The organism is Corallococcus exercitus, assembly GCF_003611585.1.
In the GTDB taxonomy this organism is placed as follows: Bacteria; Myxococcota; Myxococcia; order Myxococcales; family Myxococcaceae; genus Corallococcus; species Corallococcus exercitus.
Genome location: NZ_RAVW01000286.1, coordinates 1 through 12,445 on the forward strand (window position 1 = coordinate 1; position 12,445 = coordinate 12,445).

Here is a 12,445-nt window from a genome sequence, read left to right on the forward strand (position 1 = left end):
CGCCCCGCCCGAAGGGGGTCCCCCAGTGTCTCCGGTGACACGGGACCCACCCGGGTCGGGAATAAATGAGACGGCAATTTCTCCCCGTCGTTCACTCATTGCACGCATCCGCCGACAGGTGCTTCAACCATGAAGTAACCGCCTTACCGGTTTGAAGCATCCACCCCGTCTCAGCCGGGCTGCGTGAGTCCCTCCGTCATTTCAAGCAGTTGCGAGATAATCTCGAAGTCTGAGAAACGACGTAAAGGTAGAAATCTCGCCTGTACTTGAAATACGCGCCTCTCTTGTGTCACAGTGTTTTCTAATCTTTCCCCTTAGGAGGATTACATGTACGAGAAGCGAGTATTCGGCGCCCTGGGTGCCGCAGCCCTGTCCCTGATGGTTGGCGCTTGCACTGATGGCGCTCCTGCCGCGAACACGGAGGACGCGAACGTCCAGAAGGCTTCCGCCAACCTGTCGGCGGGCCAGAAGGTCATCGCGGCGGACTCCGACGCGGTCCCCACCTTCGTCACCGGTTCCTTCGGTTCCGTCCCCGCTCCCTCGGCCATCCAGGGCATCGCGGCCCAGCAGCAGCTGGCGCCGGTGCTCGCGGGCGTGGCGCCGCTGTTCCGCCTGGACCCGAACGACCTGTTCCTGAAGAAGGCCTACGTCGGCTTCGACGGTGACACCCACTTCCGTTACGGCGTGACCAAGAACGGCATCCTGGTGCAGGACGCCGAAGTCCGCCTGCACGCGCGCAACGGCACCGTGTTCGCGGTGAACAGCAACGCCCGCGGCGACCTGAAGGCGGAGGCCAAGGCCTCCATCGCGTCCGAGGCGGCCATCGCGGCGGCCATCGGTGATCGCGGCACCCCGGAGCGCGCGTCCTCCAACGCGGAGCCCCAGCTGGTCTACCGCCGCTCGGGCAACGAGCTGGTCCTGGCCTACGAAGTTCGCGTCCAGGCCGAGCTGGCGGACACCACCCCGGTGGATGACTCCGTGTACGTGAACGCCAAGACGGGCGACGTCTTCGAGCGCGTTCCGCACGTCCACTCGGCGAAGAACCGCCAGGTGAACGACATGCAGCACAAGACGAACGTCCCCACCGGCGGCGTCCGCGCTCGCTGGGAGGGTGACCCGGCCCACGCCGACGCGGTGGTGAACAACAACTACAACCACCTGGGCACGGTCTACGACTGCTACCAGAGCCTGTTCGGCCGCGACTCCATCGACAACGCGGGCGCGACGCTGAAGAGCTTCGTCCACTACAGCAACAACTACGTCAACGCCTACTGGGACGGCACCCAGATGGTGTACGGCGATGGCGACGGCGTGAACGCCTCCAACCTGGCGAACTCGCTGGACGTGACGGCGCACGAGCTGACGCACGCCGTGACGGAGCACGAGTCCAACCTCACCTACTCCGGTGAGTCCGGCGGCCTCAACGAGTCCCTGTCCGACATCTTCGGCGCGGTCTGCGAGTGGTACGGCAAGGGCAAGGTCATCGACGCGGGCACCTGGATCGTCGGCGACGACGTCTGGACCCCGAACATCCCGGGTGACGGCCTGCGCTACATGAAGAACCCCACGCAGGACGGGGACTCGCTCGACTACTACCCGGACTACGGCTCGGGCGTGGACGTGCACTACAGCTCCGGTATCTCCAACCTGGCGTTCTACCTGATGTCCGAGGGTGGCACGCACCCGCGCGCCAAGACGACCCAGGTCGTCACCGGCATCGGCTTCGAGAAGGCCGCCCGCGTCTTCTACAAGATCAACGCCGACCTGCTGACCGCGTCCTCCAACTTCGAGGCGGCGAAGACCGCTTCGGAGCAGGCCGCGACGCAGCTGGGCTTCACCGCGGCGGAGATCGCCTCGGTGGGCAACGCCTGGAAGGCCGTGGGCGTGGGCGTGCCCGTGCCTCCTCCGGTCACCACGCCGATCGAGAAGGGCGTGCCCGTGACGGGCATCTCCGGCACCTCCGGCAGCAAGGTGTACTACTCGGTGACCATCCCCGAGGGCGCCACGGACGTGACCTTCACGCTGTCCGGTGGCACGGGTGACGCGGACCTCTACGTCCGCAAGAACAACGCCCCGACGGACTCCCTGTACGACTGCCGTCCGTACAAGTCCGGCAACAGCGAGGTCTGCGCCTTCCCGACCTCCGGCCCCAAGGGCATCTGGTACGTGATGATCAAGGGCTTCACCTCCTACACGAACACCAGCCTGTCCGTGACCTGGAAGGGTGGCTTCGTGGACATCGGCAACGAGACCCGCATCGAGAACCTCTCGGGCGTCCCGGGCTCCACGCAGACCTTCATCATCGACGTGCCCGAGTTCAAGAAGGACTCCGGCATCAACACCCTGTCCGTCGCCCTGGGCGAGGGTGAGGGCAACGCGGACCTCTACGTCCGCGCCGCCGCCGCCCCGACGCAGTTCGAGTACAACTGCCGTGGCGTGAAGGAGAGCGCGACGGAGAGCTGCATCCTGCGCAACATCCCGGCGGGCAAGTACTACATCAGCGTGGTCGGCGTGCCGAGCCTGGTGGACACCACGGTCAACGGCTACATCAAGACCGTGCTCGCGGCCTCCTACAAGGTCCCGTAGTCCCTGAGGGAATGGGGCGCGGCGAAGCCGCCGCGCTCCGCTCCTGAAACCCCGGGCTCCCGCTTCCTCGCGGGACCCGGGGTTCTTTTTTGTCCGGTCCGATTCAGCGAAGGCGCTTCAGTGCGCCACGCCCGCCGCGCCCGCCGCGCTCGTGGAGACCCGCCGCATGGACTGGGCGCGGCCGTAGGTGAGCGAGCGCCACAGCCACTCCACCGGACCGAAGCGGAAGCGCGCCAGCCACCAGTGGCAGAAGGCGAGCTGCCCCGCGAGGAGGACCGCGCAGTAGAGCACCGTGCGCGACGGCGGCGTGTGGGCGATGAGCCCCAGCCCCCAGCCGTCATACACGCAGAGGCCCATCACGGACTGCATGAGGTAGCACGTCAGCGCCATGCGGCCCGCGGGCTCGAAGACGCCCAGCACCTTGCGCCAGCGCTCCTTCTGGAAGAGCAGCGCGAAGCCCGCCGCGTAGCCCGTGCCCATGAAGAGGTAGCCCACGTCGCGCGGGGTGCGCAGCCACGCCAGCCACCCCGGCGGACTGGCCACGCCCCGGTAGACGAGGTTGAGCACCATCACCAACAGGCCGATGACGCTGCCCACCCCCAGCCCCCAGGCCGCCAGCCGCCGCAGCAGCTTGCGGTGGCGCTCCACGTCCTGGATGAGCCCGCGGCGTCCGGCCCACAGGCCCAGGAGGAAGCGCCCCAGGACGATGGACAGCAGCAGCGGGCGGTTGGGGTTGTTCATCCCCGCCCAGCCGAAGCGCACGTTGGCCAGCTGGCTGGTCACCACCGAGTCGCTGGACAGGCCGGCGAGGAGCTCCGCGCGGTGGGCCGCGTCCTCGTCCCGCGTGGCCTTCTGGGCACGCTCCGCCTCCGCCGCGCCGTTCAGCACCACGGGGAGCACCCGCTGTCCGACGGTGAAGGTGATGGGCAGCGCGAACAGGAGCACCGCCGCCCAGACGAGCACCGCCTTGTCGGAGCACTTGCGGAACGGCAGCAGCATGAAGCCCACCACCGCGTAGGTGGCCAGGATGTCCCCCACCCACACCCCGAACATGTGGACCAGGCCGATGCCAAACAGCACGGTCAGCCGGCGCCGGTACATCGGCACGATGGACGTCCCCTTCGCTTCCGCGCGCGTCATCTGCAGCGCGAACCCCAGCCCGAAGAGGATGGTGAAGAGGGTGACGAACTTCTGGTCGATGAGGAGGCCGAAGAGCGAGTTGACCGCGGCCTCCAGCGGGGGGGCCGCCAGCGCCAGGGCCTGCTCGCGCGGCAGGAACATCCGGCCGTTGAACGAGCTCAGGCTGTTGGAGATGAAGACGCCCACCAGCGCGAAGCCGCGCAAGGCGTCCAGGGCATGGACGCGCTCGGAGTGCTCGGTGGGACCTGCGGAGAGTGTTTCGGACATGCCGGGGACTACACGCTGTCGTCATCGGCAGCGTCAATCGAGCCCCCCTGCACGGACAGCAGGCTTTCAGTGCGCGGCGGGCGCCTCGCGGGCGGGGGCCAGGCGCATGGGCTGCGCGCGTCCGTACGTGAGCGAGCGCCACAGCCACTCCACCGGACCGAAGCGGAAGCGCGCCAGCCACCAGTGACTGAAGGCGACCTGCGCCGCGAAGACGCCCAGGCACAGCAGCACCGTGCGCGACGGCGGCGTGTTCCCCACCAGCCCCAGGCCCCAGCCGTCATACAGCCAGATGCTCACCACGGACTGCATCAGGTAGAGCGTCAGGGCCATGCGCCCCACGGGCGTGAGCACGCCCAGCACCTTGCGCCAGCGCTCCTTCTGGAAGAGCAGCGCGAAGGCCGCCGCGTAGCCCGTGCCCATGAAGAGGAAGCCCACCTCCCGCAGGGTGCGCATGCCCACCATCCACGCCGGCGGGCTGAGCTGCCCCAGGGGCCCGCCGCCGGGAACGTTCCGGTTCATCAGGTTGAGCACCAGCGACAGGGTGGCGACGGCGCTGCCCACGGCCAGCCCCCACGCCATCACCCGGACCAGCAGCTTGCGGTGGCGCTCCACCTCCTCCAGCACCCGGTGGCGCCCGGCCCACAGGCCCAGGAGGAAGCGGCCCAGGATGATGGACAGCCAGATGGGGCGGCCCGGGTTGGGCAGGTTCTGCCAGGCGAAGACGGCGTTGGCCTGCTGCGACGCCACCACCGAGTGGCTGGACAGGCCGGTGAAGAACGCCGTGCGGTGCGCGCCCTCCTCCTCGCGCGTGGCCTTGGCGGCGGCCTCCGCGGCCTCCTTGCCGTGCAGGAGCTCCGGGCCGTAGCGCTGCGCGATGGACAGCGTGAGCGGCAGCACGACGAAGAGCACCGCCACCCAGGTGAGCACCGTCCTGTCGGAGCGCTTGCGGAACAGGAGCAGCACGAAGCCCACCATCGCGTAGGTGCTGAGGATGTCCCCCACCCACACCCCGAACATGTGCACCAGGCCGATGCCAAACAGCACGAGCAACCGGCGCCGGTACACCGGCACGATGGATGCGCCCCGTCCCTCCGCGCGTGTCATCTGCAGCGCGAAGCCCATGCCGAACAGCAGGGAGAAGAGGGTGATGAACTTCTGGTCCACGAAGAAGGCGTAGAGCGAGTTGACCACCGTCTCCAGGGTGGACGCCGTCAGCGCCTTCGCCTGTTCGCGCGGCAGCAGCGAACGGCCGCTGAACCAGCTCAGGCTGTTGGAGACGAAGACACCCAGCAGCGCGAAGCCGCGCAGGGCGTCCAGCAGGTGCACGCGCTCGGAGGCTTCGACGGGACCGACGGAGGAGGGCTCGGGCATGGTGCGCCACTACACGCCCGCGTGCTCCACACCGTCAAACGCACGAGGTGTGACGCGGTCCGCACGCGCCCGTGACTCACGACGTCACAGCGGCGGGGCGGATTTCTCCGGACCGGGCAGAACCTCGCGCAGGCAGCGCTCCAGGCCGCCCCGGTGGCGCCACTGCATGGGGTAGCCCAGGGAGACCTCCTCGAAGCGCACGCCGTCGCGCCACAGCGTGGAGGGCATGTGCAGGTGCCCCGTCACCACCACCTCCGCGCGGTAGCGCGTGTGCCAGTCCTCGGTGAGGCGCGTGCCGCACCAGATGGAGAAGCGCGGGATGCGCGGCAGCCGCACGTGCTCGTAGCGCAGCGGGTAGTGGTTGATGAGGATGGTGGAGCACCCGGGCGGCAGCCGCTCCAGCCGCGCGCGGGTGCGCTCCACGCGCGCGTGGCACCAGGCCTGACGGGTGGGGTACGGCTCCGGGTGGAGCAGCACCTCGTCCGTGCACATCAGGTCGTCCTCCCAGGCCCACTCCAGCGCCTTGTCCACGGGCACGGTGTCCGGGCGGAAGGTGTAGTCGTAGCCCAGGAACATGGGGACGACGACGCGGTGGGGGCCTTCACCCGGCCAGCGCGGATACGGATCCTCCGGCGTGAGCGCGCCGTAGCGGTGGCACAAGTCCACCATGCGCAGGTAGCGCGCCTCGCCCTTCAGCGGCGGCTGTTCCGAGGGCATGGTCCACAGCTCGTGGTTGCCCGGTACCCAGACGACCTGGCGGAAGCGCGCGGTGAGCGTGCGCAGCATCAGCTCCATGTCCGCGAGCGTCTCGCCCACGTCTCCGCCGACGATGAGCCAGTCGTCCGGGCGCGGCGCGAGTGCCGCCAGCGCCTCGTGGTTCTCCTTGTGCCGCAGGTGCAGGTCGCTGATGGCGTAGAGCTTCATGGCGTGCGTGGGGAAGGCCCTACCTTAACGCGCACGGCGGCGCGCGCCATGGGAACGGCCGGCCGTCAGCCCAGCGACGCCAGGAGCGCCAGCACCTGCTGCGGAGGCGCGGCGCGGTCCATCCAGGTGATGCCCTTCTCCCGCAGCCCGCGCGCCGGGGGTTGCGAAGTGTGCAGCGCGCACACGGCACGAGGATGCCGGGCGCGCACGCACGTGAGCAGGCACAGCCCGTCACCATCCGGCAGGCCCTGGCCACTCACCACCACGGACGGCGGTGCTTCCCCCATCAGCCGCTCCGCTTCGCGCACGCCCTGGGCGAAGCGCTTGTCGCCGGGCAGGTGCCTGGACAGCCGCCGCAGCGCCGCGAGCGCGCGTGGATCCGCGTCCACGAACAGGAAGCTGGGAGGGTTGGAGGGCTCTCGCATGAAGGCAGTGGGTGGTGCGGACAGGCTTGACGCAAGAGGTTGTGTCGCGAAAAGCCTACCCCGGAAGTTCTTGGAAGCCAACCTCTCAAGTCATATCGACATGGGCGAACCCGGTAGGTTAACGACCCCATGGAAAAGACCCTCGCATCCCGGCTCGGAGGTGCGGCCCGCGTCGCCCGCACCCGCCTGAACCTGACCCAGGCGGACGTGGCGGAGCGCATTGGCATCGCGAGTGAAGTCTATGGGCGTCTGGAGCGCGGGCACATGCTGCCCAGCATCCAGACCTTCCGTCGGTTGTGCGTGGTGCTGTCCATCTCCGCGGACGAGGCGTTGGGTCTGAAGCCGTCGCAGGACGTGAAGTGGGCCGCGGAGCCTCCGTCCGACTACGGCGAGTCCGCGGAATTGCGCCGTCTGCTGCGCCGCGCGAAGCAGCTGGACCGGGGCTCCATCCGCATCCTCAGCGTGCTGGCCTCGCAGTTCAAACCGCGCAGCTGAAGGCGCCCCGGTGCTCATCCGGCCTCCGCCGCGCCGGCCCAGCGCGACAGCCGCTCCCGCAGCTTCCGGACGGAGGGAAAGCCGTTGAAGAGCACCACCTGCGGGTGATCCTCCAGCACCTGCCGCTCCGCCGCCTCCTTCGCCAGCGCGCGGTCCACGCCCAGGAGCAGCCCTGCGTCGGGACGCGCGCGCAGCTCCGCCAGCCGGCGTGACAGCGGCGCCGCGTGCCACGGGTGGAACAGCTCCAGCGCGACCTCCTGGCCCGTCTTCCGGTGGCGGAAGGTGAGGTCGGGCACGCACAGGCCGGCGGCGCCGGTGTGGCGGGGCAGGGGCGTCAAGTCCAACGCCCAGGCGTCGTCCTCGAAGCCTTCCGCCAGCGCGGCCACCTCCGGTGGCACGTGGCCCAGCGCGGCGGGCAGCGGGGACACCAGCGGATCCTCGTGGGAGAGCTGGAGCGTGGAGCGCTTGCGCGCGTCCTCCAGCACCGCGGAGAGCTCCCAGCGCTCCAGGATGGGGACCACGGAGAGGAAGCTCGCCAGCTGCAGGCCGTACTTCTTCTGCAGGGACAGCATCGCGCCGGGACCTTCGACCTCCAGGGACCAGTCCTCGCCGTCGCGCCGCACCTCCGCCACCAGCCGGCAGAACTTCAGCCAGCGCAGCAGCTTGCGCACGCGCAGGAGCTCCGGCGACCGGGCGCGCAGGGTGAGGCGCCGGGCGTTGAAGAGCGGCCCCTGCGCGAGCGCCAGGTTGTAGCGGTCCAGCAGGCCCTGCGGCGTGAGCGCCTCCCCATCCCAGCCGAGCAGCTTCCGGTTGCCGGGCAGGTCCGAGTACAGCGCTTCGCGGGTGGCGGGGAGCGGTGCGCCCAGGGCCTCGGTGAGGCGCGCTTCGTAGGCCTCCAGGGTCGTGTCCGGAGAAAGGGTCCGCAGCACCTTCGCGCCCACGAGCAGCGTGCGCCAGCGTGCCTCCGTGGCGCCTTCACCAGCCTCGTCGAAGACGAGCCGGTCGAGCAGCAGCTTCACCAGTCCGCGCGCGACCTTGGGGCGGCTGAACGCGCCGGCCTTGAGGCTGAAGGCCTCCTCCACGTCGTCGCGGCTCTGGCCCCGGAAGGCCTCCGCGTCCGCGAGCAGCTCCTTCGCGAGCGCCTGGAGGGACGGGTCGTGCGTCTTCACGAAGGAAGGCCGCAGGATGCCTTCGCGCACGCGCGAGGCGAGCAGCTCACGCGTCAGCATCGGGAGGGCCCTCCGGTTCCTGGTAGGCGCGGTGCTGCCGGCGCCTCTCGCTGATGCCGCTCTCCGCCGTCTGCGCGGAGCACACCTCGTACAACAGGGCGCGCTTGCCGGGGCGCTTTCGCAGGATGCGGCCCAGGCGCTGGACGTGTTCGCGCACGCTGCCGCTGCCGCTGAGCACCACGCCCACGCGGGCCTCGGGCACGTCCACGCCCTCGTTGAGCACCCGGGACGTGAGCAGCACCGGCAGCTCCGCGCTGGCGAACGCGGCCAGCAGCGCCTTGCGCTCCGGCAGCGGCGTGTGGTGCGTGAGCGCGGGCAGCAGCAGCTTGCGCGCCAGCGTGTAGACCGTCTCGTTGTCGTCCGTGAAGACGATGACGCGGTCCTCGCGGTGCTCCAGCAATATCTTCCAGAGCGCGTCCAGCTTGCCGCTGGAGGTGAGCGCGATGCGGCGCTGCTCCCGGTAGCCCCGGTACGCCGCGCGGCCCTCGTCGCTGCGCTGGCTCTGCGCCAGGAAGCGCGCCCAGCCCTCCGGCGACGCGAGCGGCACGCCCAGCCTCCTCACGAACGTGAGGTAGCGGCCTCGCGCCTCGTCGTAGCGCGTCTTCTCGTCGGGCGTCAGCGGCACCTCGATGCGGCGGACCTCGTAGGGCGCCAGGTACTGGCCCTGGAGTTCGTCGATGCCGGTGCGGTGCACCAGCGGGCCCAGCAGCTCCTCGCACACGCGCTCGCCGCCGTCCGCGCGCTCCAGCGTCGCGGTGAGCCCCAGCCGGTAGGGCGCGAGCGTCCCTTCCGCGATGAAGCGATAGCTGGGCGCGGGCAGGTGGTGGCACTCGTCGCAGATGAGCAGGCCGAAGCGGTTGCCCGTGAACTCCATCTGCATCGCCGCGGAGTCGTACGTCGTCACCGTGAGCGTCTGGCGGTCGTTGACGCCGCCGCCCACCATGCCCACCGGGCCGGAGAAGTGCTTCGCCAGCACGCCCTGCCACTGCGCCATCAAATCCAACGTGGGCACCACCACCAGCGTGGGCCGCTTCACCCACGCGATGGCCAGCACCGCCAGCAGCGTCTTGCCCGCGCCCGTGGGCAGCTCCACCAGCCCCCGGCCCCCCGCGCGCGTCCAGGCCTCCAGCGCCGCGCGCTGATGCGGGAACGGCTCGATGGGGACGGTGAGGGGCAGCTCCACCGGCTCGAAGCGCTTCGCCCGGTCCTCGTAGGGCAGCCCGCATTCACGCAGGCGCAGGACGACGTCGCGGTAGTGCAGCGCGGGCGCGCGGAAGACGCCCGTGCGCCCGTCCTTCTGGAAGAGCGCGTGCAGGCGCGCGTCGTCGGGCAGCGTCGGGGCCACCAGCGTGCCGCTGTCGTAGTGCAGCTCGGTGAGGGGAGAGGGCAGGGGCTCGATGGCGGACGCTCGGGACTCGGGGAGCCGACGTGGGGGGAGACTCGCGCGGGAAGGGAAGTAGCGGGTTGGAAGGCGCTCCGCCACTCTGGCCCGCGGGGCTTGAAGAAACCACGGGCGCGGACGGTTGGCTGCCTGGAGGCACTGCGTGCCTTCTGGACGCGGGATGGATTGCTTTGTGGGGGGCCCGGGCGTTACGTGCTCACCCCATGGCCTGGACCTGCCCCGCCGCTGCTCGCCGTGTTCCGCCCGCCGGCTGGAGGCCCGTGTCCTTCCGGGCTTCGCACTGATGCGGGTCCTCGTCGTCAGCCCGCATCCGGCGTCCCGTGCGCTGCTCAGCCGCTTCCTGGACGCGGAGCCGGACGTGGAGGTGTCCGCCACGGGCGAGCCCGATGACGCCTTCGCCTGCATCAAGGAGAACAAGCCCGCGCTGGTGGTGGTGGACCTGCGCCGCCCGGACGAGGACCACCCGTTGTTCCTGGGGCTGCTGCGCAAGCGTCACCCGTCGCTGCCGGTCATCTCGCTGGTGCCCGGCCGGCTGCGCATCTTCGACGGCCGCTCCGAGCGCGTGCGCGAAGCCCACGGCGACACCGCGGAGGCGCTGCACCACCTGATGGGCTCCGTGCTCCAGGCCACGCGCGACCTGCTGGCCCAGCACCTTCTGCGGATGTTGCGCCCGCCGGTGGGAAAGGCCTGAGCCGCCCCGCGGCTACAGGCGCAGCCGGTAGCCCACGGCCACGAGCACCGCGCCCGCGTTCACGTCGCCGGTGGTGAGGAAGTCCACCGGAGCGAAGTGGTACTTCGCCTCCAGGAAGGCGCCGCCCGGACCCAGCGGCAGCTCCGCGCCCGCGAGCGCCTGGAACCCCAGCCCGCCGCCGCTCTCCGACGCGGTGCCGTCGAACGACTCCACCGTCGCGCGGTGCAGGTACAGGCCGGGGCCCGCGCCCACGTAGGGCGTGAGCGGCCCGAGCGCCCGAGGGAAGCGGAACACGGCGGACAGCTGGATGGCCACCTCGCGCTCGGCGAGCGTGTACGGGGACTCGATGGGCTGGCCCAGGTTGTCGAGTTGGGGCCCGCGCAGCGTCCCCGACATGGAGGGCCGGTGGTAGTTCACCTCCAGCACCAGCGCGAGGCGCCGCTGGAGCAGGGGCGTGAGGAAGCCCACCTCGCCGCCCAGGAAGAGGTCGCCGCCGAGCGACGTGACGGGCTTGATGAAGCCCACCTTGGGCGCGATGAAGAAGGGGCCTTCCCGGTCCTTCTTGCCAGGGGAAGAGGGAGCGGCGGCCAGCGCCGCGACCGCGAGCAGGGCGAGGGCGTTCATGGGGAGACGGTGAAGCCGGACGACGCGGGGATGGTTCCGAAGGCACCGCTGGGGTCCGTGACAATGAGCCCGTAGGTGCCGGGCACGACGCCGCCGGGGCACGCGGGATCCGTGACGGGCGGAGTGTCGAAGCCGGAGCACGTGGGCACGGTGGCCTTGAGCTGCGTCGCGGAGACGTAGGTCACGCCGTACAGCGGGATGTTCACCCTCTGGCCGGGGTCCGTCTTCACGGGCGCGACGAGGTACACGTTGTGGGTGCCGGACGACGTGAAGGGCGCCGAGTTGCCGGACGCGGGGTTGGTCAGGGTGATGACCGTGTCGCTGGTGGCGGACCCGCTGCGAGGCGCCACGGTGAGGCTTCCCAGCTGCGGGTAGTCGACGGTGAGCGCCTGCGGCCGCGTGGTGGCGCAGCCCTCGGGGTTGGTGAGGGTGAGCGCGTAGGTGCCTTCCGGCGTCGCGGGGGGCACCTCGGCTTCGATGCGCGTGTCGGAGACGACGGTGAGGGTGAAGAGGGGCTGGTCCTCTTCGCCTTCGCGCTGAAGGACGATGAGCGGCAGCGCGTCCGAGCGGAAGCCGCTGCCTTCGATGACGAGGGGACTGCCCGCGCTGTAGTGGAAGCCCTGGGGCGCGGTGATGTTCGTGACGGCGGGCGGCGGCACGACGCGCAGGCCGTCCTCGAGTTCGGAGGTGCCGCCCAGGGGGTTCGTCACGGCGACGGTATAGGCGCCGGGAGGCAGCACGTTCGACGGCGTGCTGTCGCGGGTGGGCAGGTCCATCCGCATGAGCTCGGTGCGCGCGAAGAAGAGGTGGTCGGCGGGGAGCGTGTAGTCGCTCGGGCCGCTCAGCGAGACCTGGGGCAGCTCCACGGAGGGCGTGTCGGTGAGCGCGTCGCGGGGCACGGGGGTGAAGCGGCTGCCGATGAGCTCCAGCCGCCATCCCGCCGCGCCGCCACCGGCGTTGCAGACGCGCGCGGGCGTGACGAGCCGCTGCAGCGGATTGATGAGGCCCTCGAGCTTCGGGGTGGTGCCTTCGGTCGATTCAGAGCAGGCGACCAGGCTGAGCAGTGCGGCGGCGACCGGAAGGCGCACGGGTTCCTCCATCATCCCGTCAACAAAGCTGTCACACGTTAGGCCGACGCCCGGAAGGGTCAGGAGTTTTTTCCGGCTCCACGCCCACAGCCGTGCCCGTTCCGCCGGGTCGGATGACTCAAGTGCCTGACATCGCAGGGGAATATCTCGGCGAGAGGCGTCGGCACGCCGAATGCTAATGCTCCCCGGCAGCAGGGACGGGC

The 12,445-nt window shown here is 70.2% G+C and carries 11 protein-coding genes; 3 read left to right on the forward strand and 8 right to left on the reverse strand.

All coding sequences use genetic code 11. From position 1 onward, the window contains the following. Positions 1-327 precede the first annotated feature (327 nt). Positions 328-2,586 carry a M4 family metallopeptidase gene (locus D7W79_RS28700; protein ID WP_120528575.1) on the forward strand — a complete coding sequence of 753 codons (2,259 nt, stop codon included), beginning with the start codon at positions 328-330 and terminating at the stop codon, positions 2,584-2,586. Positions 2,587-2,703: 117 nt separating this feature from the next. Here D7W79_RS28700 and D7W79_RS28705 read toward each other — a convergent pair whose 3' ends face one another. The 4 genes from D7W79_RS28705 to D7W79_RS28720 form a co-directional block, all read right to left on the reverse strand. Next, positions 2,704-3,993: a DUF418 domain-containing protein gene (locus D7W79_RS28705; protein ID WP_120528576.1), complete on the reverse strand. Its 1,290-nt coding sequence runs from the start codon at positions 3,991-3,993 to the stop codon at positions 2,704-2,706. A gap of 66 nt (positions 3,994-4,059) precedes the next feature. Continuing rightward, positions 4,060-5,364 carry a DUF418 domain-containing protein gene (locus D7W79_RS28710; protein ID WP_120528577.1) on the reverse strand — a complete coding sequence of 435 codons (1,305 nt, stop codon included), beginning with the start codon at positions 5,362-5,364 and terminating at the stop codon, positions 4,060-4,062. Between the two features lie 84 nt (positions 5,365-5,448). Next, positions 5,449-6,288: a metallophosphoesterase family protein gene (locus D7W79_RS28715; protein ID WP_120528578.1), complete on the reverse strand. Its 840-nt coding sequence runs from the start codon at positions 6,286-6,288 to the stop codon at positions 5,449-5,451. A gap of 65 nt (positions 6,289-6,353) precedes the next feature. After that, positions 6,354-6,713: a response regulator gene (locus tag D7W79_RS28720; protein WP_120528579.1), complete on the reverse strand. Its 360-nt coding sequence runs from the start codon at positions 6,711-6,713 to the stop codon at positions 6,354-6,356. Between the two features lie 129 nt (positions 6,714-6,842). Here D7W79_RS28720 and D7W79_RS28725 point away from each other — a divergent pair, with 129 nt between their 5' ends. Next, the gene (locus D7W79_RS28725; protein WP_120528580.1) at positions 6,843-7,208 is read left to right on the forward strand and encodes a helix-turn-helix transcriptional regulator; all 366 of its coding nucleotides are present in this window, start codon (positions 6,843-6,845) and stop codon (positions 7,206-7,208) included. Between the two features lie 14 nt (positions 7,209-7,222). Here D7W79_RS28725 and D7W79_RS28730 read toward each other — a convergent pair whose 3' ends face one another. Together D7W79_RS28730 and D7W79_RS28735 are read right to left on the reverse strand one after the other, a co-directional pair. Then, positions 7,223-8,437 (reverse strand): DUF790 family protein, encoded by a 1,215-nt coding sequence (locus D7W79_RS28730; protein ID WP_120528581.1) that lies wholly within the window; start codon positions 8,435-8,437, stop codon positions 7,223-7,225. Continuing rightward, positions 8,424-9,827 (reverse strand): DEAD/DEAH box helicase family protein, encoded by a 1,404-nt coding sequence (locus D7W79_RS28735; protein WP_120528584.1) that lies wholly within the window; start codon positions 9,825-9,827, stop codon positions 8,424-8,426. Before D7W79_RS28735 ends, D7W79_RS28730 begins: the two co-directional genes overlap by 14 nt. Positions 9,828-10,119: 292 nt before the next feature. Between D7W79_RS28735 and D7W79_RS28740 the strand changes: the two genes are divergently transcribed. Beyond that, positions 10,120-10,530, forward strand: coding sequence for a response regulator (locus D7W79_RS28740; protein WP_120528585.1), 411 nt, complete (start codon positions 10,120-10,122; stop codon positions 10,528-10,530). Positions 10,531-10,542: 12 nt separating this feature from the next. Here D7W79_RS28740 and D7W79_RS28745 read toward each other — a convergent pair whose 3' ends face one another. Both D7W79_RS28745 and D7W79_RS28750 read right to left on the reverse strand, forming a co-directional pair. Next, positions 10,543-11,154 (reverse strand): outer membrane beta-barrel protein, encoded by a 612-nt coding sequence (locus tag D7W79_RS28745; RefSeq protein ID WP_120528582.1) that lies wholly within the window; start codon positions 11,152-11,154, stop codon positions 10,543-10,545. Continuing rightward, positions 11,151-12,242 carry a hypothetical protein gene (locus D7W79_RS28750; protein ID WP_147442102.1) on the reverse strand — a complete coding sequence of 364 codons (1,092 nt, stop codon included), beginning with the start codon at positions 12,240-12,242 and terminating at the stop codon, positions 11,151-11,153. The genes D7W79_RS28745 and D7W79_RS28750 overlap by 4 nt, the downstream gene beginning before the upstream one ends. Between the last annotated feature and the right edge of the window lie 203 nt (positions 12,243-12,445).